Here is a 23,892-nt window from a genome sequence, read left to right as displayed (position 1 = left end):
CAAATTACATAGAAGATGAAGGCCGGGCTTCTCTTGCCCGACCCTTTCAATCTTTTACTTTTCAGGCTCACAGATGTATTCCATTTCCTGGGTGGAAGCAGGTTGAACCTTGGGCTTTTTTGCTACCTTTTTAACAGGTTTTGTAGGTGGTTTGCTTGTTTGCGTTGTAGAAGACTTTACTTCAGGCTTTTGGGTTGTGGCTTTCTTAACAGTGGATGTAGTCTTCTTTTTGACTACAGGTTTGCTTTCCGTTGGTGTTTTTGCCTTGGGCTTCCAATAACATCTTTGTTTTACCTCTGGGGCTATCTGCACTTGTCCGTCCTTTTCTATGACCTGCACACCACCACCAGTGGCTCCAGAAGAAGCACCACCGGATGCACCTACATTACCAGTACCACCCGTTCCGCCAGCACTGCCTGTTCCACCGGGCAAAGGCGTTGGAGTAAGCAATGCACCACCTAACCATGGAGCAACGCCACCAGACCCGCTGTCTTGGCCACCAGTATTGCCGCTTTGTCCTCCACTTGAAGGACCGCTCGGTTGATTACCGCCTCCTTCAGCATAAATCGGGCAATGCTCTGGCTTGGGAAGGCTTACTTCCACCATAGGTTGGTTTTGTACGCCCGGCACGCTCACAGTGTTTTTCACCTCACTTTGGGAGCAGTTATGTTGGCTTTTTAAACAGAACTCAAGGGGTGAGGCATGGTAATAAGCTTTTACATCAAAGTTCTGAAGGTTGCTTGAACTTGATAATGCATAATCCACTTCTACCTTTAAGGGTTGTCCATTGGTTTGGGATGCTATGCTGGATAGGTTGGCCGTTAGGCTACCGTTAGCCAAGCAATCATAGGTAAATATGGTGTTGTTTGCGCTGTCTTTTACATTTATTATAAGCTTGGAAAAGTCCGACAGGCTTGTGTTGGCTATCTCCACCTTTGTCCACAAGAAGGGCTTTGGACCAGAGCAATACTGCCAAGGTTGGAAGGTGAAGTTTTGCTTGCCTTCTTTGTCTTCACACCTTGAAGCCTTTCCCTGTGTAAGTGGCTTATTGGGGTCAAAGTTCCACATGGCAGGTGCATTATCTCCCAACACCCATATACATCCTTTATCATCTACGTTAACCGCATAATTCCAAGGATTGTTTGTCCACGAAGGATAAGAAGATGTTGGCGTGCAAGAAGCGCCAGCTGACCAATCCCAACAGTGTACTGCATTAGTTCCTTGAAAAAAATCTGGAAAATAGGTACGAGTCCCTATGGTTATTTCAGAACCAAAACCGTACGCAGAGTTCAAAGTAGATACTATTGTTGGTGGAGTAGTTATTACACCACTGCTAATATTTACACAGCTTTGTGTAGATCCATTTAGTCTTGCACATACATGTCTTGGTGTCATGCTATTGTCATAGTATAAAAAAGTGCTTATAAAACGATTTGCTGTTATATTTCTTGGTAAAACAGACCAACCCATACATGTACCTTTGATAGCTGTGTCAAAGCAAAAGGTTCGTAAAGTCATATTTACTGTTAATAAAATATTTATAGAATGAACTGGGTTCGTGCTGGTTGTAAGATATAGCTTGTTATTGTATATCTCTCCTGCAACAGCAGGACCCCACCACGGGTCATTGCCTGACCATGCTGGACCAGGTTTTGGGAAAGCACCTAATGGCAATTGAAAGCCTGTAAAATAGTTCCCAAGTCCAGAGCAGAAATTACTTGGATTATTGGCATCAAGACAGTAAAGCTTACCATCCATATCTATAATGTAAAGTTCGTTGCCAACCTTCCAAGGTCCTTTTACGTAAGCTTCGCCATTATAACCAGATGGTAAAGCTCCAAGCTTGAAAAAGCCACATTCTGCATCCGTAGCAAGGTCATAACAACCTAAGCCAAATTCCCAAGAGGTATTATTAACATTGGTAGGATTGTCCGGGGTAGTAACCACATAGTAAAGTTGAGTACCTTTAAGAAAGTACTCTTCAGGATGCATGTTAGTGGAGGAAGGCTTACCGCTTCCATCTCCTTTGGGAAGCTTTTTAGGGAAACCAGGACATAAGTTGCCCGTAGATGTATTAATACATCCAAAAGGCATAGCATTGGATATATTGGAACCAGGTAAGGAATGATTTCTAGTAACGTGATGATTTATATAGTAAATACGAAGCACACCACCGCTATCACGATATGGAATTACAATATAGCCATCACCAGAGCCTGATCCTGGATTAAAAGATGCGGGGCCAGATGTGGGAATAGTTGCACTCATATATCCATTGATAGGGGGTGCGTTTCCTGTCCATGTGGCCACCGTGTTTGTGGAGTTTAAGGTCCCGGTCCATCCCGTTGGACCCTGCAGAGAACCTGGCACTATGTTGTTTATTGGCCCTTCCGTTATGCTTATGTTATTCTGTGTGGTGTTTGTGTTGTTGGCATAGTATATAACCCAGTTTATAGTGTATGTGTTTCCGCTTTGGGAGATGTTTACAGGCTTTTTCTCAAGCACTGGGTAGGTAGGTAAATCCTTGCCTTCGGTTAGCTTTTTGATAAGCATTGGAATAAGAAGAAGTGGCAATACTATGGCAGGCCCAATGTTAACACCTCCACCACCTTCCTTTGGTGATTCTGGGACGGGATATGGACCCTGTTGGGCAAAAACAGGATAAAAAGCTAAGGAAAAACATAGGGCTAAAATAGTAAAAACCCTCATGATGAAAACCTCCTTTACCCTCTCCCCATGAATATTTTCATAGAGATTGAGGATAGTAAACTGTATTCAGCTAATAGGCTACGCTTCTTAATATAGGTTTAAATTTTTATTTTACAAGTCTATTTAGGTCCTCCTCTGTGGGTACTCCAGAATGCATGCTACCGTTCATGCCTATGAAGGTTGGCGTTCCATTTATGCCAAGCCTGTTCAGAAACTCAAGGTTGGATTGAATGGCCTTTTTGCCTTCTTCACACTGGTTTTGAGAGGTGTATCCTTCTGTGTATTCTTTAAAACCTTTTTTATCGCATACTAAGGCTACAGACTTGTCAAAGGCCTCTGGATGGATAGGAAGTGGGAAAAGGATTACTCTTACTTCCACCTTGTTCTTCTTTGCCCATTCCTCCACTATGGGGTTGCTTCTTTTACAGAAAGGACAGTCTGGGTCTGTTATAAAGTAGATGTATTTGTTCCCTTCTCCAAACTTTATGTTTACATGTTTTTCAAGCTCCTTTAGCTGGTCTGCAGATACCTTCATAAACTCCTGCTGTCTTTCTCTTGTTAGGTTCTTTTTGTCTTTTAGACTTATAAGGTTTCCTGCCAAAATGTACTTGCTTTGCCCGTCCATATAGAAAACAAGGGGCTGGGCGCCCACCTTTATCACCACTTCACAAAGGCCCTTTATATCCTGAAGCTGAGTTATGGATTCTACGGTAAAGTCCTGAGGTATAAGCTCTTTCACCTGCGCCTTCACTTGGTCCTTTGTGGGGCATTTGGCAGAACCTTGCCCGCAGGCGCTTAGGGTAAGCAAAGCTACCGATAAAACAGATATAAAGCTAAATCTTTTTAGCATAACATCCTCCTTTTTGAAAGCAATTATAAGACAAGTTATCCTTTTTTGCAAACCTTTAGTATTTCCTCCACAATCTCTTCAGGTTTAAGGCTTGCATCAAGGGTTAGGTGAGCCTGTGCGTACCTTTGGGACCTTTCTTCAAAAAGCTTCAACAATTCTTCTCTACTCCTTTTTAAAAGGGGCCTTGAGGGGTCCTTGCCACACCTTTCTATGAAGGTATCAAACTCCACCTTTAACCAAACTACCAGGCCTTTTGACTTCATGAGTTCCATGGCATAAGGATTGGCTCCAAGGCCCCCACCTGTGCTAATTACTATGTTTTCTTTCTGACTAAGGGCTTCAAGCACACTAACTTCAAGCCTTCTAAAGTAGTCTTCGCCCTTTTTCTCAAATATCTCTGGTATTGTCATAGCCTCAAGCCTTTGCACCTCTTCATCTACATCCACAAAGGACCAACCAAGCCTCAAGGAAAGCAACCTCCCAACAGTACTTTTACCACTACACATAAAACCTACAAGGAATATCCTTTTATAATTCATGTCTTATAAACAAAAGACTTAATATGACAAGAAGGGCACCTATTATAATCCCGTAGGAAAGGGTTTTAGGTTTTATCCTTTGGAGCAGGTTAAGATGCACGAGGATGGCATAGTATAGCCAAAGGAATAGCACATATACAAGCTTTGGGTCATTTATCCAGTGTTGTCCAAAAAAGCTTCTGCTCCAAAGGCTTCCAAAGATCAAAGTAAATGTGAAAAATATAAAGCTTAGGTTAATAAAAAGCCTTTCACCCCTTCTTAAAAGGTTAAGGGGCATGAAAAAACCGCTCAAACTTTTCTGTTTTAGCTTAGCCTCCACCATAAACTTTATTAAGGAAAAGAGTCCTCCCAAAAGGGCAAAGGCATAAGAGAAAAGGGCTGAGGTTATGTGCAAAGAATAGAGTGGGCTTTTGTATGGAGAAGGTTCTGCAGGGAGAGCCAAAAGGGTGGACAAAATACCCATCAAAGAAAAAAAGGCTAAAAACTTCTGAAGCTGTTCTTGCTTAAAGGATATAAGCAAGAGAAAAAAGAGCATACCATTTCCCAGCAAAGAATAAAAACCATAAGTGTCTGCAAAGGGGAAACTTCCAATATCCAATGCCATCTTTATAACGTAGGCCATGTAAAAAAACCAACCAAGGAAAAGGCTAAAAAGGGTGGGCCTTTTGAAGACAGAAAGGAAGTGATAAACTAAGGAGAATATGAAGGCTAAAAAGTAGAAAACTATACCAAGCCAAAGCAGGTACATGTAAGATAGTTTATCATGGTGGGCATTGATATAGTCAAAAACCAAAGGATAAAGGAAGCAGTAGAAAGGTTTGGTGAGAGGTTTTTGAAGAGAATCTATACAGAAGAGGAACTACGCTACTGTCAAAGCCAAAAGTCCTTTTATGAATGCCTTTCTGCTCGGTGGGCTTGCAAAGAAGCAGTGTTAAAGGCCTTTTATCAAGCCTATGGTGTGGTGTTAAAATTCTCTGAGATTGAGGTTTTGGGCGATAGGGGGAAGCCTGCAAGAGTGAGAATATTACGAAAGGGCTTTGAAAAGGTTAAGGTGTTGGTTTCCCTTTCTCATGAACGGGAATTCTCTGTGGCTGTGGCCTACCTTTTAAAGGAATAAAAGGGCCAAAAGTGGTTTAGTGGTCCATGTCCCTTGCCCAAGGGTAGTGAGTTTTCTATGGCGCCTTGTATGTACTCTTTTGCTTTTTTAACCGAATCAAGTAGGCTATAGCCCTTTGCCAGGTATGAGGTTATGGCAGAAGAAAAGGTGCAACCGGTACCGTGTGTATTCTTGGTATTGACCCACTTTCCTTTAAGGTATTCAAAACCCCTTCCATCGTAAAAAACATCTATTACCTCTTCATGCCTTAGATGTCCGCCCTTTAAAACCACCGCAGAACATCCAAGGGAGTATATCTTTTTACAAGCCCTTTCCATATCCTCAAGGCCTTTTATCTCAAAACCGCACAGTTCTTCCGCCTCTGGTATGTTGGGTGTAATAACAAGGGCAAGGGGAATAAGCTCTTTTATAAGAGTCTCTTTTGAAGATTCTTTTAATAGTGGGTCTCCCGATTTTGCCCTCATCACTGGGTCAAGCACAAACTTTTCCAGCTTGAATTCCCTTATGGCTTTGGCCACCACCCTTATTATCTCCTCGTTGGAGAGCATACCGGTTTTACAAGCATCCACACCAATATCCTCTGCCACAACCCTTATCTGGTCGTAGACCATCTGAGGAGGCAAGTCCAACACCTCATAAACACCTACCGTATTTTGCACCGTTATGGAGGTTATGGCGCTCATGCCATAAACGCCAAGGGCTGTAAAGGTTTTTAGGTCCGCTTGGATGCCAGCACCCCCACCGCTATCCGACCCAGCTATGGTTAAAGCCCTTGGTGTCATCAGAAGAACACACCCAATACAAAGTGTAGCTTGCTCCTTGATGTATCTCCTGGCACTTTTTTGGTCTTAAAGGCCCAGTCCAGCTTTATGGGTGCAAAGGGTGTTATAAACCTTATGCCCACACCAAAGCCCCCTCTTAAGTTCTGCGTTTTTAGCTCATTCCAGTTGTCAAATCCAAGACCAGTATCGTAGAACACGGCTCCATAGAGTATGTTTTTGTAAAGTGGATAGTTTGCTTCTATGGAGAATATGGCTTCTCTTTTTGCTCCAACAGGGTCGTTGGTGTTGGGATCAAGGGGTCCTGCATAGCCATACTTGTATCCTCTTACAGTGAAGTCTCCACCCACAAAAAACCTCTCATCAAGAGGCACCCTTTTACCACCATAAGGCTCAACCATTCCAAACACACCTTTTACCGAAAGTATCAAACCAGTATCAAGCCATCTATCTTTAAAGAAGTGCTGGTGAGAAAGGATTAATTTGTTAAACTTTTCGTTGCCGCCCAGCACAGGCACAGCCACCGAGTAGTTTATCTCTGTAAGGGACCCTTGAGAGGGGAAGAGGTAGTTATCCCTTGTATCCCTTGTTATGCTAAATAGGAACTTCCTTGATTGCCTTGTGCCTGCCTCTTGCTGTATTAAAGGTGAGGCATTGGAAGATATATTTTTGTAGTTTACCTTTTGAAGGCTTACACCTGCACCTACCCTCCAAAACTCTGCAAATTCCCTCGAAAATATTAGGTCAATACCTGTCCTTTCTACTGTATAAGTGGTGTACTCTATCCTTTTATCGTAAAGGGAACCTGTAAGGTCAATTGGTTTGTTAAGGAACCACCTTTTTGTATAGGAGAGTGAATTGTCCTTGTACTTGTTTCCATATGATATGGATATTCCTGCTATGTCTCCAGTGCCAAGGAAATTACCCTTACGCAAAGACACAAAACCCGAAATGCCAGTGACCTGGTTGTATCCTAGGCCTACAGAGAACTGTCCAGTGAACCTTTCCCTTACCTTTGCCACAAAGTCCCAGTTTTTGCCCTCTGAAGGGAAGGGGTCTATGGATACATCCTCATAATAGCCAAGGTTAAAGATCCTTGTCTTTGACCTTTCTATCTCCTTTAAGTTTGCCAGCTCACCCTCTTGGAACCTCAGCTCCCTTCTTATCACATAATCCCTTGATTCATAGTTGCCCTGCACTTCAATCCTGTTTACATAAACTGGCTCGCCCTCTTGAATCCTTAAGCTAAGGCTTACGCTTTTCTTTTCTGGGTTCACATCCTCCCTTTCTTCCACGGAAACACCCAAAAAGCCCATCTCCGAATACCTTTTCCTTATGTTATCTTTAAGCCTATCAATGACTTCTCTTCTGTAATAGCCTCCTCTGTTCTTTTTGAGAATATCACCCACCAGCTCTTTGTAAGCAAAGAGAGTGTTGCCCTCTATGTTTAGGTCTTTTAACTTATACCTTGGTCCTTCTTCTATCTTTATGCTTATCTCATACCTGTTTCCTTCTCTTTTGACAGAGTAGTCTACCTTGGCTTCAAAAAAGCCCTCAGAACGGTAAAAGTCCCTTATCTTTTTTACATCCTCTTTTAAAACCTCTTCGCTAAAAGGCGGTTTTAGCCTAAAGGCAAGAAGGCTTACTGGCTTTGTTTCCATAAGCCCAAGCAGTTTGCCCCTGCTAAAACTTTTATTCCCCTCAAACCTTATGCTCTTTACATATTCGGGTTCACCCTCCTTTATTGTATAAACGATTTTGGAGGCCCCCTTTTTGGGCACAAGACCGTATTCTACTTCCACTTTGGGATACCCCTCTTTGGCATAAGCTTCTATTATTTTTCTCTTTATGTACTCCATTTCCTCACGGGTAAGCACCCTACCCAGCTTAAGCCTCTTTTGTATCTCAAGCTTTTCTTCTATGGCTGGAGAGGAAGTATATCCCTTTGTAATCTCCTCTATGTCTATCTTACCAACCTCTGTTTCTATACCTATCTTCTTCTCAAGGTTCTCCGATTTTATCTTTTTGTTGCCTTGAAATTCAATTTTGTATATAACAGGCAGGTCCTTTACCTTGTATATTAGGACTACTTGGTCCCCTTGCCTTTCTTCATAAACTGCCACCTCATCAAAAAAACCACTTCTATACATACGCCTTATACTTTCCCTTACAAGGTCTGGACTGTAAAAGCTTCCGCTTTTTATGTTTATAAGGCCAAGGATAACATCCTCAGGCACGTATTGAGAACCTTCAATCCTTATCTCCTTTATAACCTGCGCCAAAGAAAGGCTAACAAACAATAAAAGAATGGCAAAAGTTCTACACAATAAGCACATCCTTTTTACCCTCCTCTATATTACCGCATACAAAAGAAGAATCTACAGCCTTTAAAACCTTTTCTACATCTTCTTTACTTACCACCACCATAAAACCTACACCCATATTAAAGGTTTTATACATCTCATCCCTTGGCACATTTCCAAGCTCCCTAATCCAGTCAAATATGGGATTTGATGGTATTCGGTTGGCTTCCACTATAGCCTTGCAGTTCTCTGGAAGTATCCTTATTAGATTTCCCGGTATGCCACCACCGGTTATATGTGCCATACCTTTTATCATAACACCGGCTTTTTTAAGATTGTTTATCTCTCTTGAGTATATCTTAGTTGGTTCCAAAAGCACCTCCCATATTCTTTTATCCGTTCCCTCGAACCTATCATGATAGCTTATGCCTTTGCTTTCCAGTATTTTTCTTACTAAGCTGTAGCCATTGCTATGAAAACCGCTTGAAGGAAAGCCTATTATAATATCCCCCGGCTTTATGTCCTTACCCGTTATAAGCTCTTCCCTTTCACACACACCCACACAAAAGCCCGCAAGGTCGTAAGTGCCTTCTGGATAAAAGTCTGGCATCTCCGCCGTTTCTCCACCCACTAAGGCCACATCCGCCATCTTGCAACCTTCCACTATGCCATCCATAACTCTTTTTAAAACCTCAAGGTCTATCTTCCCCACCGCTATGTAATCAAGGAAGGCTATGGGCTTTGCTCCAGTGGTAAGAAGGTCGTTGACGTTCATGGCCACAAGGTCTATACCTACCGTGTGATGCACCTTTACCTCTTGGGCTATTTTGAGCTTTGTCCCAACTCCGTCCGTTGTCATCATAATGACAGGATTTTTATAGCCTTCTAAGCTTATCCCACTGGCAAAGCTTCCAAAAAGAAGGGCTTGCCTTGGCAAAGACTGGACCTTTTCCTTTATATAATCCACAAAGGCCTCAGCCCTTTCTATGCTTACTCCTGCCTTCTCATAAGTCCATTCACCCATTTAAGTAAAACTCCTCTATAACTGTGTATATTGGTCCAACAGAAGTTAAAGAACTTTTTATAAGGGCTATCCTATCCACAAGGTCCTCTCCAAAGCTTGTGTTTTCATATTGGCGTAAAAGGTTTTTCAAGGCCTTTTTATCATACTCTTTTATCCTGCATATGGTTACATGTGGTTGGAAGGGCTTGCCTTCATCCCTTATGCCTATCTGCCTGTTTGCCCTCACTATGGACCTTGCCATATCTATAAGCTGTCTGTAGCCATCCGCCACACCTATCCAAAGCACCCTTGCCCTATCAACGTTTGGAAATACACCAAGCCCCCTATACTTTACCTTTACAGGTTTTAGTCCTTTGGCGGTTTCCTGAAGGCTTTTTAAAAGGTCTATCAACTTTTCTTGCTCCACCTCCCCTATAAACTGGAAGGTCATGTGAAAGTTCTGTGGCTCAACCCACTTACCCCTTATAAAGCCTTCCGACTGGGCCTGTATCTTTTCCACAGCCTCTTGTATTCTCTTTGTTGTAAAAAAGCCCACAAAAACCCTTACCATTACCAGCACCTAAAAGGTCCTGTATCAAGATGCACAAAGCCAGAGCTTGGATAGTAGCCCACTCCTCCAGCCCTAAGGCCAATAGCCAAATCCCTGAGGGCTTGCAGAGGCATACCTTCTATCCTTATATCTATCGCCCTTCCGAGTGTGTGATAGCTATTTTGGGCTACGCCCTTTTTCTTTCTATGTAGATAGGCGTTGGTAGAAGGCGACCTATAACCGGATATGACTATGATCTCCTCTTTGCCCGATAGCTGGGTTATTAGATAAAGAAGGTCAAGGAGCCTTGTGTCTATGGGTGCTATCTGACCGCTCCTGTAGTCTCTCAAAATATAGTTTATCTCCTCAAGGGAGCTGTTTATATAGTTGCCGTCCATCCAGTAGGCTACTTTAAGCCTTTCCCCTGTGTTTAACGAATATAAATTTAGCCACCTTGCCCCCTCTCTTGCATTTATCCTCTCGGGTAGGAAGGCATAAGAAAAGGAGCCAAAGGCCAATCCTCCCAAGTATGCCACAGACCTTATAAAGTCTCTCCTTGTCATCACCTACCTCCAGAAGAGAAAAGAACCTGAGACAAAATTGTATCATATCCGTAGAGGTCTTCTCTAAAATGAAGCTTTCCATCCCTTCCAAAGGCCGTAAAGTAAAGAATGTATATGGGCATAGCTTCTTTTAGCTTAAGGTTTATGGTCTGTCCTTGTTCTATTAAAGCCTTTAACCTTTCCTGCGTCCATCCTTGGCCTAATAGATAAAGGGCAAGGTATTCTGCCTTCTCCACCCTTATACAGCCAGAGCTAAAGGTCCTTTTTGTATGTTTAAAGAGGTGTTTATCGGGTGTATCATGAAGGAACACTTGGAAAGGGTTGGGAAAGTTGAACTTTATGCGCCCAAGGGCGTTTTTTGGCCCTGCCTCTTGCACAAGCCTAAAGGGAAAGTTATTTTCATCGTAAAGCCTCCAATCTATCTGTAGAGGGTCCACCTCTTCTCCCATATAAAAGACCTTAAAGCCCTTTTTAATGAGGTATCTTGGGTCCTTTTTTACCTTTGGAAGTATATCTTTTACCGATATGCTTGTAGGTACATACCATTTGGGGTTTATGGTTATGCTTTCAATTTTGCTAAAAAGCATGGGAGTTGGCCTAAAATCCTCCCTGTAGTCTCTTCCCACTATAACCTTTGAATAAAAAATGACCCTGTCTTCTTCCATTATGTATAGTTCAAAGGATGGTATGTTTACTATTAGCACTCTTTTAAAGGGCTGGTATATCCATCGGTGTTTTTCAAGGTTTAGGAGAACCTGTTTTAATCTATCTGCTGGGCTTATGTTTAACTCTTGGATAGTTTTTTTATCAATGATGCCTGTTTCTGGTAGTCCATGCCTTTTTTGAAAGCTTTTTATTGCCTCAATAAGCTCTTGGTCAAAAACATCAGAATTTTTGTATTCTTTAAGGTCTCCCAAAAGGAAAAGCCTAAACCTTATCTCGTCAAGGCATTGGTCCCTATCTCCAAGCTTCAAATTCCTTTTGAGTTTTATAGGCTTCCACTCAAAATGGGACAAGCCTTCTAAGTATTTAGCCTGTTCTACAAGGAACCAATACTCACCACTTTTTGGGGAAAGTTCTATCAATAGGTCCCTTATTCTGCCCTCTTTTAAAAGACTGGCCAATATGTTTATCACTTGGTCTGGCTTTTTGGGAAGGTTCCAGCCCTTATAAAGCTTGGAAGGGTCTGCGCTACCATAATAAAGCTTATAGGCTATGTCTATAAGTTCATCTGTTAAGGCAAGTTCTGGGTCAAGGCTTTTACTTTCTCTGGGCCTTATGCCGTGGTGTATAACCTCTTTGAAGATCTCTTGAAGTGTGTAAAAGTTATCTGTTTTTTCGCTGTTGCAAAGCCACAGGCATTCAAAGTTTATTAGCTTGTATAGCTGATAGACCTTTTGGGGGTGTGATAACCTGTTCCAGTTTTCTTTTATCTTTTTTTCAAAGCTATTGGAATACGCAATGGAAAAAAAAGACAAAGAGGTATAAAAAGAAAGGGACCGCCATAGGCGGTCATAATTATATCACATGGGCTTTCCTTCTATTACGTCTCCGCCTTCTCCTGTTTTTCCTGTGCCTTGATAGAGGTGGCTTCCCACCTTTCCTGCTACCTCAAGCACCTTTTCTGTCATGCTTCTTACCTCGTTAATATCTTGGGAGCTTGCAAAGACCTTCTTGGCTTCTTCTATGGTTTTTTCCGCCTCGGAGATTACATCAGAAGGTAGCTTATCCCTGCTTTCCTTTAGCACCTTTTCAAGGTTATAAACATGTTGGTCAAGCTGGTTTTTGGCTTCTATAAGTTCTTTTTTCCTTTTGTCCTCTTCCTCGTGCATCTGGGCCTCTTTTATCATCCTTTCTATTTCCTCTTGCGTTAGTCCAGAGGAAGCCTGCACCCTTATGGATTGTTCCTTACCCGTGCCAAGGTCCTTGGCGGTTACATGCAGTATGCCATCCACGTCTATGTCAAAGCATACCTCTATCTTTGGAACGCCCCTTGGAGCTGGTGGTATGCCCGTAAGATAGAACTTACCAAGAGATTTGTTATCCTTTGCCAATGGGCGTTCACCCTGAAGCACGTGAATTTCTACCTCTGTCTGATAGTCGCTGGCAGTGGTAAAGATTTCACATTTCTTGTAAGGTATGGGTGTGTTCCTTGGTATAAGCACGGTCATAACACCGCCATAGGTTTCCACACCAAGGGAGAGGGGTGTTACATCTACAAGGAGTATTTCCTTTACCTCTCCAGAAAGCACGCCCGCCTGTATGGCAGCACCAACCGCCACCACCTCATCGGGGTTTACACCCTTATGAGGCTCCTTTCCAAAGAACTCTTTTATCCTTTGTTGGACCAAGGGTATCCTTGTGGAACCGCCCACAAGCACCACTTCATCAATGTCCTGAGGCCTGAGTTTGGCGTCCTCAAGGGCCCTCTTGACTATTTCCATAGTCCTATCCACAAGGTCCTTTATCATCTCCTCAAGCCTTGCCCTTGTAAGCTTCTTCTGGAGGTGTAGGGGTTGGTTGGTGGATGGGTCTATGGTTATAAAGGGAAGGTTTATCTCCGTTTCCAGCTTAAAGGAGAGTTCCTTCTTTGCCTGTTCGCTGGCTTCCTTTAGCCTTTGAAGGGCTGTCCTATCCTTCCTTAGGTCCACACCTGTTTCCTTTTTAAACTCTTCAATGAGCCATTCCATTATCCTCTCATCTATGTTGGCACCACCAAGGTGGGTGTCTCCCGCCGTAGCCTTTACCTCTATAACTCCTTCTCCGCCTTCCAGTATGGAGACGTCAAAGGTACCACCTCCAAAGTCATAGACCAGTATTTTTACATCGCTCTTTTTGTCAAGGCCGTATGCCAAGGCTGCTGCCGTTGGCTCGTTTAGGATTCTTAGGACTTCAAGGCCTGCAATCTTACCCGCATCCTTTGTGGCCTGCCTTTGCCTCTCATTAAAGTAAGCTGGCACAGTGATTACGGCCTTTGTTATCTTTTCTCCAAGGTAGGCCTCTGCCGCCTCCTTTAGCTTTTTGAGGATTTGGGCGCCCACCTCCTCGGGCCTGACCTTTCTGCCTAAGTTTGGAATTTCAAAGCTTGCATCTCCCTTCTCATCTGGAACCACCTTGTAGGAGACCCTTTTGGCTTCATCCAAAACCTCTTCATACTTTCTTCCTATAAACCTTTTGGATTCATACACCGTGTTTTCTGGGTCAAGTATGGCACGCCTCTTGGCGGGTTCTCCTACCAAAACCTCCTTTTCCTTTGTCCAAGATACTACAGAGGGTGTAAGCCTTGAACCCTCTTGATTGGCTATGACTACAGGCTCATCACCTATCATAACTGCCACCACAGAGTTGGTCGTTCCAAGGTCTATACCTATAATCTTCTCTGCCATAGGCCACCTCCTTTGCCTTAGTTTGTGAAAAAATATAAAACTTTAGTAAAGTTTTGTCAAGTTTTTTATATAAGGTTTTTAAAAATCTTAATAGGATATTGCTTCTTTGGCCTACATAGAGTAACACGTTGTCCGAGAAATATACCTTTGAACATTTGGTATGTTTAGGGTCTGTAAATTTAATCTATATGGACCCTTTACGGGTACCCATTTGGCAAGAGCGAGCCCTGCACCTGCATTAACAGGTTGCAAGCCCTAGGCTTTAATTTCTCACTGAGTCTTTTAATGATATGATAGATCTCATAGAAAAATAAGAAAATAAACACATATTTACTTAAAAAATCTTAGGAGGTAAGCCGTGCTTATAAAAATTCAAGAGCTGCCCAAGGTGGCCAACGAGCTGTTTAATGCCTTACATGAAGATGAGGTGCAGATAATAAATGAGCTTTATATTGCTTGTGAAAAAAAGCATTTAGAAGAAGTGGATAAACTTATGGATCTTCTCCTTTACGACATAGAGGATCACTTTTCTACAGAAGAGGAGCTTATGAGAGAGGCAGAGTTTTTTGCCTATCCAATGCACAAAGCGGAGCATGATAGTATGAGAAAGGATATAGAGGAGCTGTATAATAAGTGGAAGTCTTCAAGGGATTGTGTTGAAATTGTAAGGTTTCTAAAAGAAAAATTTGTACCTTGGCTTGTACTTCACATATCAAGGTGGGATTCCACTACAGCTATGCACATAGGTGATTGAAATTTGCTGAAAACAAATAAGGCAAAAATCTTTTTGCGTTGTGCGCTGTGTAAAAGTGTTATGTTAAAAATTTAAAGGTTAGACTTCCAACCTTTAATCGAGCAACTGTAAGGACCTAGTAAATGCCTTTGTAGGGGCTGCCTTTTCACGCCTTATATCATTTTGGGTAGGTTACGAGTCTATTCCTACAAAGGGTAAACTTCCCATATTGCATAGCTTATAATAATATTGATATACGCCGGGTGAGAAATTAGACCTCAGGTTCACCCCTCCTATAATAGCTATATCCAATAGCATAAGCATATACATACACAAGCACACAAGTTAAAGTCCTCCACCCACTACCAGCATTAAAAAGCTTTATCTGACTTATAACACCTTCCACTACCTGCCTTTTTGCCCTCATCTCCCTACTACCACACACAATCACACCTTCACAACCCCTATAACCCCTATCTCCATACACCACACAACTCTCCACAAGCTTCCTAAACCATAAACTCCTTCTCTTCCTTTCCCTAAATGCCCTAACCTCATGCACACTTCCAAAGCTTATCCACACATCATAAACTCTTCCCCACCTATCACATAACACCATCATCAACATGCCATACCTGACCTCCTCAAACTCCACTACCTTCCCATTGTCTCTCCGAACTATCTTCCTTCTCCTCTTTGCCCACCATACCTTCCCTCTTACCCTCCTTATCTTCTGTGTCCTCGCCCTGTTTACATTGGCTATGTCCACTATGGTTCCATCTATTACAAGTTCTATCTTCTTACCATACAAAAGCCTTGCTAAAATCATAAGCCTCAGCTTGTGAAGCTTGTATTCTCTCAATATCCTGTATACTCTCTTGAGTCTGTATCTTCTGAAGATATGCCATGATTGTATGGATGGGTCAATAAGTAGTTTAGCTAAGGTGAGGACTTTTGTATTGGTTATGTAGGAGAGTATAAAGATGGCTGCTATATGGATGTCTGTGAGTTTAGGCTTTCTGCCTGCTTTAGCTTTTGGCACATTAAGGAATGGCAAGGCATTTTCAAGGTCTTTTAGGATTTGTTGGTAGATGCGTAGGTAAGGTGGTATAATTTCCATGGTAAAAACCTCCGATGGTTTTTAGAGCTACTATTATAGTAGCCCTGCTGTCTTTTTATTGATATGGAAGGTTTAGCTTAAAGGGAATTTCTCACTCGGCGTATAGCTTATAATAATATTGATATTTTTACTCCCCATCTGGAGGGGTGGCCGAGTGGACGAAGGCGGGTGATTTGAAATCACCAGTGGGTTCACAGCCCACCGGGGGTTCGAATCCCTCCCCCTCCGATAATCTTAGAAATTTTCTGTAATTTTACAAAAAAAAGTTCCACCCCCACCCTATGCAAATCCTTGAGAGACAATCAAAAGAGATGTGGAACACAAAACAAAAAACTTGCCTCAGAAGTTTTTTACAAAAAAAGTTCCACTTTTGGGATAAGTTTATCCCAAACCTGCTGGTTTTTCATGTGTTATGTGTCATTTGTCAAAAGAAAGGATATTTGTCAGAGTCAGTGTTGGTTCTGTATTTTTGAGCAAGTTTGAAAATCTTTAAGCTATATTCATAATTGATATCGCATGCGTTTCTCCACTGACGACAGCCGTTCTTAGTTTTCCACACACAGACATCCTTCCGTCTACAAGTTCTATAGCCGTCTTCCCACTTGCAAGAGTTTGCTTTGGCAAGTTCTCTCGTAACAAGATCACCACCATTGTAGCGTTGATACATTTCAAAAAGTTTACGACACCGTGTCCGGTCATACTCATAGCGGTTGATATAAGCTTGAGCTTTAGCATGGTTTGGGATGGATTTGATCTCGGGGATGCCAACTTTTGCAAGTCTGTTTTTCCACCAATCCCAAGTAATCTGTGCAAAGCCTTCCGAGCCTATGCCGTCACTTGACAAAATTGAGTGACGGCAAAGGCTTTCTTTTTCGGCCTGTCCAATTGAGTACCAATAAGGAAAGTCAAGCCCGAAGAAAAGGTAATGAGCTTTTCTTATTTCTTGGGCAAGGACAAGGCAACGCTGGTTAGCCTCCGCTTGCGTATGCATAGATAAAAATGCAATAAAGAGCAATAACAAGAAGAGTTTTTGCATTGAATGCCTCCTCCTCCCAATTCACAGATGGAAAGGCAAGTTTTCTTGTAATATGCGCATGAAGAAAACCGACGCTGACAAGCAAGATTTTTACGGAGAGCAATTGTAAAGGAGTAGGCAAAATTTCATAAAGCTTGAAGGCGTAGATAAAGAGAAGAATTGAGGCAATCAAAAGGTCAAAGGTAATTCTTTTCAGAGCCTGCAACATTTTACACCTCCTATAAGCCAAAAATGCCTATAATGATACCCAGCCCGAGACCTACTCCGAGCCATTTAGCTTTTTCAAAGGGGTTAAGGCTATGTTTTGATTTTTCTTCCTCATATGCGGTTTTGTAAAGCTGAGCTTGGTTTTTGATCAATTCAACCTGTTCTCTTAGAAGTTCGTTCTGCTTTTTGAGGAGTTCATTTTGCTTTCTCAGATTTTCAGTGAGGGTTTCATATTCAGCTATTTCTTTTTCAAGAACTCTTTTCTGTTCAAGCTCAACGGCTATGCGTTTGGCTTGCTCAACTGGAAAGCATACTTCACCTGCAAATGTCACCTGGCAGAGCAAAAAGAGAAAGCTAACGAATACTTGCTTCATAGCCGAGCTCCCTGAACTTTTTCACAATTTCTTCATTTGTTGTGGGGGCTTTTATTTCCATCCGTTGCTTTTTTAGGGTAACAATGCGTTTCTCTCTTAAAACTCGTTCTTTCTGCAAAGCTTCTATTTGCGTTTGTAGGGCTGAAATTTCTTGCTCTTTCTGCTTGATGAGTTTTTGATATTGCTTTGCACTTTCACTAAGGAGTTTGTTTTCTTTGTGGAGAGAAAAAACCTTAAAAGTAAGGAATGCTAGTAAAACTACAATGATAAAGAAAAACAGAGATTGGTATTTACTCATTTAATTCCCTCCAACTCTTTGACCTCCCTTGCATTTCTCTAAGATGCTCGGGAAGTTTTTCCTCTGGATAAGTGCCTTTATAAATTTTGTCCAGATACCACCACCAGTAATCCGGCCTTTCTTTTTCTCTGTAGGCGGGTGGTCCATACTTTTTGAGCTTTTTTATGAGTTCCCTATCAAGAGCTTTCACTCTCTCATCCTCGCTAAGTCCCAGGCGTTCTATTGAATCCCTTATATCAGTCAGCATCCAGTAGTTGTGGTGAGAATAGGCGTCGGGCAATTCGGGAGGATACTCAAGGACAGACTCATAATCTTCTATCAAAGTATCTGGATTATCGCTGAACCAAAGGTTTCTGCTACTCTCTTTATCCATGCTTCAACCTCCTCTCTATAAAAAGAATTTATAGACATGTTGTCGTCTGAGCAAACTACTTTGAGATCTCCTTTATAAAATATGTAAGATGTGGATTTGCCTCTTCTTTCTACATAAACCCTGTCGGGGTTCCTTATTAGTTCGTAGGCTTTCTTTTTGTACTTATCAGACGTTTGAGCTCCTACCTCAGCACCGTGCTTCTGAAAGTGCCTTTCTACATATTTGCCGAGAAAATTTCTTATGTCTTTTTCTTTAGGCTCAGCGGGAGGTCTTGCCCACTCTGAACCAAGGTGCGCTTTTATTCTGTTAGTGAGCTCCTCTTTCGTAAAGCTTCTGTACTCCTGCTCTAACTCTGCCTGCAGAGGTGTGTTTGGAACTCCGGGTGGAGTTTGAACCATAACGGGTAGTTCCACAGTCTCTTCGTGCGCTACGATGCGACAGCGACAAAATGGATGTGCCGGAGGCCATTTGTTTGGAATGCTATCAGTAGGGCCAGTCCAGGGTTTGTTTAGGATGGGTTTTAAATCCTTAATTATGGTGGGATCTTCCGATGCTTCTATCATATCCAGAATTCTTATGCTGTCTTCTGTTTTAAAAACTCTGCCGTCAAGGCTTCTACAGACAGGGCACGTAAGCCTGTCTCCAACGGCATCCCACCGATAGTATTTGACCTGCGCTCTTTGGAAAGCTCTCAAGCGAGCTGAGTTCCGTAGGTAATTCACAGATGTGTCTATTATCTGACGAGCTTTCCATTCTGTTTGCGGTTTGATATACTCTTTGAACTGCTCCAGAAACTCCTTTATGCCTTTCTGGCCTCTCCCTATCGGGTTGCCCTGCTCTAAGTAGTACCTGTTCATCCAGTTCAAAACTCTAAGCCTTATTTCCCTGTCTCCCTGAAAGAACTTACCGAGATAAAAGTCGTGTAGTTTTAGAGCGTAGTTGATTGTCCTTAGATCTTGTGTTCTGAAATCAAAAAAGTCATCTTGTATGATGTTGAGAGGTAGTTGAGCCTGCGTTTTTCTGTATATGTCCTCAAGCTCTTTTAAGAGCCTGCCCTTTACCTCATTAGGAAGTCTTACCTTCTCTTCAAGCTTTAGAAGGAGCATACGGGAAAGGTCGTTGAAGGATATGAAAAACTTACCAATTCTGAAAACATCTGTAAGTGCTTCTTCAAGCTTTTGATTCACGCTTGGAAGAATCAGTTTTAATAATCTCTCTATGTATTCATTACCCTCTCTATCCCAATTGCCTTCCATCACAGCACATCTCCTAGCAGGTTTCTGGCTTCATCAAGAGATATAATGCCTGCCTGTAGAAGCTGGATAACCCACTCAACTTTCATTTTTCTTGCCTCTTCCTCTTCCCTAGCTTTAAAATTCGGCGGATCTGTAAAACTAACGTTAACATCCTCTACATCGTATCCCTTGAGGGCAAGATGCAGTTTGTATACATACTCCAAAAATCTTTCCACAAGTCTATGATAGTTTTTGATCTGACTTGCAAAAATATAAAGGCTAACCGTTGCCCAGGTTTCTGTGTAGCCTTCCGAAAAGCCCAGTAGTGCCGGTTGGCTTTTGGCGCTCTCTATAGTCCACTTTTCCAGAGTAGAGAGGAGATCCTTTATTCCGCTGAGCTGTGCAGATATGTCTTTAAACTCTACTTCTGTGCCTTCAAAGTGTAGAAGTATGCCTTTGTGTATGTTTTCCTGCACATATTTTGCCATCTGCTCTAAAAACTTCAAACTTCTTTCTCTGTATTCGGTTTCTGTCTCTGAGGGAGCCTTTGGGAGCGAGGGAAACTGAATGTCAAGAAAACCAAGCAGTCCCATCTTTTGCGCGAGGTTTTTCAGTTCTTGAATAAGCTGGTCAGTAGTATCCATCAGCTGCAGAGAGGCAAGCATGGGGGGTATGGCATATGGGCTTGAATCAATGGTCAAAATAGGCAAATAAAGGTATGTTTTAGGGTTCAGCTTGATGAGTTCTGTGCCTACCATCTGATATGGTATGACTAAAATTTTTTAGCAACTCTTGACAAAATGCAGTCAAATGATTACTTTAATTGTATGAAATCATATGAAGTGATGGAGATTTTAAGAATATCCCGGAGTACTTTAAGAAGACTCAGGAAGGAGGGAAAAATAAAAGCAACTCGTTTGCCAAATGGCAGATATGAATATGACGAAGATAGTGTTTACAAGTACCTTTTAGAAACTACAGGAAAGTCCCCGTACAGAAAAACTATCATTTATGCGAGAGTTTCCACTCCAAAACAGAAACAGGATTTAATTAACCAGATAGAGCTTGCCAAGAGTTTTTGTATTACAAGAGGCTGGAAAATAGATGGAGTTTATAAGGACATAGCTTCAGCTCTTAATTTTGATGCAAGAAAAGACTTCCAAACTCTCTTAAACGAGGTTCTCAGTTATCGCATAGAGAGAGTGGTGATAACCTACAGGGACAGACTTACGAGAACAGGGTTTAATTTCTTTGAAAACCTCTTTTCAAGATTTGGAACCCAGATAGTGGTGATAAATGACTATACGAGCGAGAAGAAAGATGTTGAAGAAATAATTGAAGAAATCATCACTCTGCTACATTCATTTTCCATGAAATATTATTCAAACAGAAGAAAACTCAGAAAGGCGGTAGAAGATGTTCTCAGGTAAAAGAGTTCTTACCATAAGAATAGGGGGAAAAGAAAGAAAAAGAAAAGTAAGAACTCTACTTTTAGACCTTGCTCACTTTAGAAACATACTTATAATTCTTGTCAGAAAATATTATACGCTTTATAAAGAACATTTACTAAACCAGTCTATTCTTTATGGCCTTGTTGCAAAAAACTATACAGGTAAATACAAAGAAGAGTTTGAAAAGGTCTTAAAAAATATAGAAAGTAATCCTGAATTAGCAGACCTACTTATAAAACTTAAAAATCAAAAAGAGAAAGTAGATAATCCTTGCTACATCCAATACATCATCCGTCAGACTATAAAAGACTTTAAAAGCTTTTTTAAATCTCTTGAAAGCTTTAAAACCAATCCTGAAAAGTTCAAAGAAATGCCAAAACCACCTAAAGCTAAAAAACTTAAATACCTTATGAACTTTTCTGTAGAAGGAAATGTTAACACTTTTAAGCAAGAAGGAGATAAAATAATAATCAGGCTCAAAAACAATAAGTATCTTAAAGTTAAATTACCTAAAGATTTCCCTTATAAAATTTCTTCAGTAAGAATAAAACTCTTTGGCGACGACCTCTATGTAGATGTTGTTTATGAGTATCCTTTAAAAGTAGAACAGCCAGAAGGAGAATACAGAGCAGGAATAGATATAGGATTAAATGAACTCCTTTCTGTCGTGAGTGAAAATCCAGAGTTAAAAAGTTTTATAGTATCAGGAAAAGAAATAAAAGCTTTCAATCAGTGGTTTAACAAAGAAATGTCAAAACTTAGAGCTGAAATAGATAACTTAAGAAACTCTATCAAGAAAGGTTTTATTGAAAACGAAGTTGCTACTAAGAAGATTCATGAATTAGAATTAAAGATGAAATCTTTATCTTCCTACAGAAAGAGGTGGCTTGATAACAACTTTCACAAAATAGCAAGGAAACTGGTTGATTTACTCCGTGAAACAGGACATAAAACCATCTACATAGGAAAAAATGCAATTGAAAGTAAAAACGGCATAGACTTAGGAAAGAAAACTAATCAAGAGTTTGTATCTATTCCTTTTAGAAGGTTAATAGAGTTAATAGAGTACAAAGCTTATGAGTATGGAATGGAAGTTATAGAGGTTGATGAGAGTTATACATCTAAAACATCACCGTTAGCTAATATATTTGAAGTAAAAGAGACAAAAAATAAAGAAATATGTCAAGGAAAAAGAGATGGAAATATATTTAAAGATAAAGTTTTAAATAAAGTATTTCACGCAGACTTAGTAGGAGCTGTGAATATTATTAGAGTAGGAGCCAAGCTCCTGAGACTTAGATTTTACGAAAATCTTAAAACTTTCTTTATAAAGCTTTGCAATCCTGTAAGACTTAAATTGATTGATTTGTTTTACAAAGTATCTCCTGAGTCCTTACGGATAGGGAGTAGTAGGCAGGGAACATCATTCCCTGCAGGGTGGATGGAAAAACCAGGTTATTTGAATACGTTTGAAACTTAAAACCTGGTTTTTCTATACCTCCACTCGTCTGCTTCCTGGTCGTATTCAAAATACACATACTGCGGATGAACTCTCACAATCTTTTGAACTCCATCAAGCTTTTCTGAAACAACGATTTCGCAGGAAATTGCTCCATAGAGTATGATCTGGCTAAAAAGAGCATTGCACAAGGCATCTATGTTTTGCCGTGCAGCGAAACTCCTAATCTCAGCTATAGCTTCTTGATTCTCCGGGACAACCTCAACAGTGTGCCCCGTGTTAGCAAGGTTAATAGTAAGAGAATGTACCTGCGAGAGTATGGGATGGTTAAAAACCGCCTTCTCAATTTGCCCTAATGCTTCTCTGGGAAATCTGGGGTTTATGAGCCTTGACCTTACATCCTGGCTCTTTGGCAGATACACAGAAACAGGCTCTACGCTTTGTCTTTTGCTCTTGAGGTCTTCCTTTCTAAAAGTCTTTCCCAACCAGTCTTTTATACCCATGCTCTACTCCACCGGCTTGCAATACTCCACTGACTTGCAAAATAAATCGGTAAAATTTCCTTTACATCTTCTGAGGATGCAGCTTTTACTGCAAGAGCCAAAGCCCAAAAGCGATCTGCGTGGCTGTCCTGAGTGCTTCCTTCGTAGCGTATATTTCCTGCATCTGTCACAGTTCTTCTAATGCTATGAAGGTCTCATATGGGTTGAAGAGGGTCAAAGGTATCTCAGTTTCACTTCTCCAAAAGGCATTGCAGAAACAAAAGACAGGTCTGGGTGGCTTTCTTCAAAAGAAGAGCCAGATATTTCAAAGCTCCTGCAAAAGCTATTTCACAAGGAGGGCGGGAAATGATAGTAGAGCTTGAAATTAAAGACCTTGTGATTCCTCAGGGTCTGCTTCCCAGGGTTTTGACGGGGACGGTGGAAGAAAAGGTGCAAGAGTACACGGAAATGCTTGAAGAAGGTGTGGAGTTTGACCCAATCCTGGTGTGGGAAAGAGAAGATGGATATTGGGTAGTTGACGGAGTGCACAGGATAGAGGCACACAAAAGAGCTGGGAGGGAGGTTATAAAAGCAAAGCTCGTAAAGTGTGAAAATGAGCTTGACTTCAGGGTCAAAGCTATACAGGCAAACCTAAAGCACGGCTTGGCTCTGGCAAAAGGAGAAAAACCACTGCTGGCCCAGATGCTCTATGAGCAAGGACTAAGCGAGGAGGAGATAAGGAAGATATTTGGAATAAGCGAAAGAACGCTCTATTTATGGCTCGCTCCGGTTAAGGAAAGGGAAAGGCAGGAAAAGATAAGAAAGGCGATAGAGCTGAGAGAAAAAGGATGGAAGGTAGAGGATATAGCAAAGGAGTTGGGGATACCAAAGCGCACGGTCTACGACTATATTTCCAGACATTCAAATGATTTTCCAAAAACTGCAAAAATTGCAATTTTTGGAAAAAACCCAGACCCCACCTCTCAGTCTCCCTCAGCCCCACCTCCCTTCTCATCCCAATTGGCGGGCTCCCAGCCCGCCTTTTCTGCAGAAGACTGGGAGCAAGTCATCAGTAGGATTACGCCCGATCAAATCCGCGAGGCTCAGGAAGTACTTGAGGAAGAGGTAGGGAGAAAACCCGGACCCGGAAGACCCAAAAAAGAGCCTTTGCCACTGGATAGAAGGCAGCTGGAAGTGTTAAAGGACAGAATGTTAGAGATATTATACGACATTGCCCGCGGGTGGGGTTGGGAAGATGCGGAAAATGTACTCAAGCAGGTCACCAAAGAGTTTTACGAGACAAAGGAAAGCTCTGTGAGGTAAAA

24 protein-coding genes and 1 tRNA gene are annotated in these 23,892 nt (G+C 41.6%); 6 read left to right on the top strand and 19 right to left on the bottom strand.

Features of this window, described 5'->3' with window-relative positions; translation table 11 throughout:
* Window positions 1–54: 54 nt before the first annotated feature.
* From ACZ5GB_RS07935 to ccsA, 4 genes are all read right to left on the bottom strand, one after another.
* Window positions 55–2,709, bottom strand: a complete 2,655-nt coding sequence (locus ACZ5GB_RS07935) for a hypothetical protein (RefSeq protein WP_464326688.1) — start codon at window positions 2,707–2,709, stop codon at window positions 55–57.
* Between the two features lie 106 nt (window positions 2,710–2,815).
* On the bottom strand, window positions 2,816–3,610 hold the full coding sequence (locus ACZ5GB_RS07930; protein ID WP_464326687.1) for a DsbC family protein: 795 nt from the start codon (window positions 3,608–3,610) through the stop codon (window positions 2,816–2,818).
* Window positions 3,595–4,026 (bottom strand): shikimate kinase, encoded by a 432-nt coding sequence (locus ACZ5GB_RS07925; RefSeq protein WP_464326686.1) that lies wholly within the window; start codon window positions 4,024–4,026, stop codon window positions 3,595–3,597. Before ACZ5GB_RS07925 ends, ACZ5GB_RS07930 begins: the two co-directional genes overlap by 16 nt.
* A gap of 61 nt (window positions 4,027–4,087) precedes the next feature.
* Window positions 4,088–4,846, bottom strand: coding sequence for a cytochrome c biogenesis protein CcsA (ccsA, locus tag ACZ5GB_RS07920; protein ID WP_464326685.1), 759 nt, complete (start codon window positions 4,844–4,846; stop codon window positions 4,088–4,090).
* Window positions 4,847–4,861: 15 nt separating this feature from the next.
* Between ccsA and acpS the strand changes: the two genes are divergently transcribed.
* The gene (gene acpS / locus ACZ5GB_RS07915) at window positions 4,862–5,215 is read left to right on the top strand and encodes a holo-ACP synthase (RefSeq protein WP_464326684.1); all 354 of its coding nucleotides are present in this window, start codon (window positions 4,862–4,864) and stop codon (window positions 5,213–5,215) included.
* Here acpS and thiD read toward each other — a convergent pair.
* From thiD to dnaK, 7 genes are read right to left on the bottom strand one after another with little or no spacing between them, the layout of a single operon-like run.
* Complete coding sequence (thiD, locus tag ACZ5GB_RS07910) at window positions 5,197–5,997, bottom strand: bifunctional hydroxymethylpyrimidine kinase/phosphomethylpyrimidine kinase (protein WP_464326683.1); 801 nt, start codon at window positions 5,995–5,997, stop codon at window positions 5,197–5,199. The genes acpS and thiD overlap by 19 nt on opposite strands.
* Complete coding sequence (bamA, locus tag ACZ5GB_RS07905; RefSeq protein WP_464326682.1) at window positions 5,997–8,330, bottom strand: outer membrane protein assembly factor BamA; 2,334 nt, start codon at window positions 8,328–8,330, stop codon at window positions 5,997–5,999. Before bamA ends, thiD begins: the two co-directional genes overlap by 1 nt.
* The gene (gene purM / locus ACZ5GB_RS07900; protein ID WP_464326681.1) at window positions 8,314–9,321 is read right to left on the bottom strand and encodes a phosphoribosylformylglycinamidine cyclo-ligase; all 1,008 of its coding nucleotides are present in this window, start codon (window positions 9,319–9,321) and stop codon (window positions 8,314–8,316) included. The genes bamA and purM overlap by 17 nt, the downstream gene beginning before the upstream one ends.
* Window positions 9,314–9,871: an RNA 2',3'-cyclic phosphodiesterase gene (gene thpR / locus ACZ5GB_RS07895; protein ID WP_464326680.1), complete on the bottom strand. Its 558-nt coding sequence runs from the start codon at window positions 9,869–9,871 to the stop codon at window positions 9,314–9,316. Before thpR ends, purM begins: the two co-directional genes overlap by 8 nt.
* A complete protein-coding gene (locus ACZ5GB_RS07890; protein ID WP_464326679.1) occupies window positions 9,871–10,413 on the bottom strand; it encodes a peptidoglycan L,D-endopeptidase MepK in 543 nt (180 codons plus the stop codon). Before ACZ5GB_RS07890 ends, thpR begins: the two co-directional genes overlap by 1 nt.
* The gene (locus ACZ5GB_RS07885) at window positions 10,413–11,891 is read right to left on the bottom strand and encodes a L,D-transpeptidase family protein (protein ID WP_464326678.1); all 1,479 of its coding nucleotides are present in this window, start codon (window positions 11,889–11,891) and stop codon (window positions 10,413–10,415) included. Before ACZ5GB_RS07885 ends, ACZ5GB_RS07890 begins: the two co-directional genes overlap by 1 nt.
* A 45-nt stretch (window positions 11,892–11,936) precedes the next feature.
* Window positions 11,937–13,799 (bottom strand): molecular chaperone DnaK, encoded by a 1,863-nt coding sequence (gene dnaK / locus ACZ5GB_RS07880; RefSeq protein ID WP_464326677.1) that lies wholly within the window; start codon window positions 13,797–13,799, stop codon window positions 11,937–11,939.
* A gap of 358 nt (window positions 13,800–14,157) precedes the next feature.
* On the opposite strand from dnaK, the gene ACZ5GB_RS07875 reads away from it, so the two are divergent.
* A complete protein-coding gene (locus ACZ5GB_RS07875) occupies window positions 14,158–14,553 on the top strand; it encodes a bacteriohemerythrin (protein WP_464326676.1) in 396 nt (131 codons plus the stop codon).
* Window positions 14,554–14,803: 250 nt separating this feature from the next.
* Here ACZ5GB_RS07875 and ACZ5GB_RS07870 read toward each other — a convergent pair whose 3' ends face one another.
* A complete protein-coding gene (locus ACZ5GB_RS07870) occupies window positions 14,804–15,652 on the bottom strand; it encodes a hypothetical protein (protein WP_464326675.1) in 849 nt (282 codons plus the stop codon).
* A gap of 140 nt (window positions 15,653–15,792) precedes the next feature.
* Between ACZ5GB_RS07870 and ACZ5GB_RS07865 the strand changes: the two genes are divergently transcribed.
* Window positions 15,793–15,880: transfer RNA gene (locus tag ACZ5GB_RS07865), tRNA-Ser, on the top strand.
* A 196-nt stretch (window positions 15,881–16,076) separates the two neighbouring features.
* On the opposite strand, the gene ACZ5GB_RS07860 is transcribed toward ACZ5GB_RS07865, so the two are convergent.
* The 6 genes from ACZ5GB_RS07860 to ACZ5GB_RS07835 all read right to left on the bottom strand — a co-directional run bounded on the left by ACZ5GB_RS07860 (window position 16,077) and on the right by ACZ5GB_RS07835 (window position 19,933).
* Window positions 16,077–16,688 (bottom strand): hypothetical protein, encoded by a 612-nt coding sequence (locus ACZ5GB_RS07860; protein ID WP_464326674.1) that lies wholly within the window; start codon window positions 16,686–16,688, stop codon window positions 16,077–16,079.
* Window positions 16,689–16,906: 218 nt separating this feature from the next.
* Window positions 16,907–17,269 carry a hypothetical protein gene (locus ACZ5GB_RS07855; RefSeq protein WP_464326673.1) on the bottom strand — a complete coding sequence of 121 codons (363 nt, stop codon included), beginning with the start codon at window positions 17,267–17,269 and terminating at the stop codon, window positions 16,907–16,909.
* Window positions 17,250–17,567 carry a hypothetical protein gene (locus ACZ5GB_RS07850; RefSeq protein WP_464326672.1) on the bottom strand — a complete coding sequence of 106 codons (318 nt, stop codon included), beginning with the start codon at window positions 17,565–17,567 and terminating at the stop codon, window positions 17,250–17,252. Before ACZ5GB_RS07850 ends, ACZ5GB_RS07855 begins: the two co-directional genes overlap by 20 nt.
* Window positions 17,560–17,940: a hypothetical protein gene (locus tag ACZ5GB_RS07845; protein ID WP_464326671.1), complete on the bottom strand. Its 381-nt coding sequence runs from the start codon at window positions 17,938–17,940 to the stop codon at window positions 17,560–17,562. The genes ACZ5GB_RS07850 and ACZ5GB_RS07845 overlap by 8 nt, the downstream gene beginning before the upstream one ends.
* Window positions 17,886–19,196, bottom strand: a complete 1,311-nt coding sequence (locus tag ACZ5GB_RS07840; protein ID WP_464327826.1) for a minor capsid protein — start codon at window positions 19,194–19,196, stop codon at window positions 17,886–17,888. The genes ACZ5GB_RS07845 and ACZ5GB_RS07840 overlap by 55 nt, the downstream gene beginning before the upstream one ends.
* Window positions 19,196–19,933 (bottom strand): hypothetical protein, encoded by a 738-nt coding sequence (locus tag ACZ5GB_RS07835; protein ID WP_464326670.1) that lies wholly within the window; start codon window positions 19,931–19,933, stop codon window positions 19,196–19,198. Before ACZ5GB_RS07835 ends, ACZ5GB_RS07840 begins: the two co-directional genes overlap by 1 nt.
* A gap of 69 nt (window positions 19,934–20,002) precedes the next feature.
* Between ACZ5GB_RS07835 and ACZ5GB_RS07830 the strand changes: the two genes are divergently transcribed.
* Window positions 20,003–20,605, top strand: coding sequence for an IS607 family transposase (locus ACZ5GB_RS07830; protein WP_464326442.1), 603 nt, complete (start codon window positions 20,003–20,005; stop codon window positions 20,603–20,605).
* Window positions 20,592–22,106, top strand: coding sequence for an RNA-guided endonuclease InsQ/TnpB family protein (locus ACZ5GB_RS07825; RefSeq protein ID WP_464326441.1), 1,515 nt, complete (start codon window positions 20,592–20,594; stop codon window positions 22,104–22,106). Before ACZ5GB_RS07830 ends, ACZ5GB_RS07825 begins: the two co-directional genes overlap by 14 nt.
* On the opposite strand, the gene ACZ5GB_RS07820 is transcribed toward ACZ5GB_RS07825, so the two are convergent.
* On the bottom strand, window positions 22,103–22,588 hold the full coding sequence (locus tag ACZ5GB_RS07820) for a hypothetical protein (protein WP_464326669.1): 486 nt from the start codon (window positions 22,586–22,588) through the stop codon (window positions 22,103–22,105). The genes ACZ5GB_RS07825 and ACZ5GB_RS07820 overlap by 4 nt on opposite strands.
* 345 nt (window positions 22,589–22,933) lie before the next feature.
* Between ACZ5GB_RS07820 and ACZ5GB_RS07815 the strand changes: the two genes are divergently transcribed.
* Window positions 22,934–23,890 (top strand): helix-turn-helix domain-containing protein, encoded by a 957-nt coding sequence (locus tag ACZ5GB_RS07815; RefSeq protein WP_464326668.1) that lies wholly within the window; start codon window positions 22,934–22,936, stop codon window positions 23,888–23,890.
* The last annotated feature ends 2 nt before the right edge of the window (window positions 23,891–23,892 follow it).

The sequence above is a fragment of the Hydrogenobacter subterraneus genome, assembly GCF_055390195.1.
This window is presented reverse-complemented; position numbering and strand designations above follow the sequence as displayed.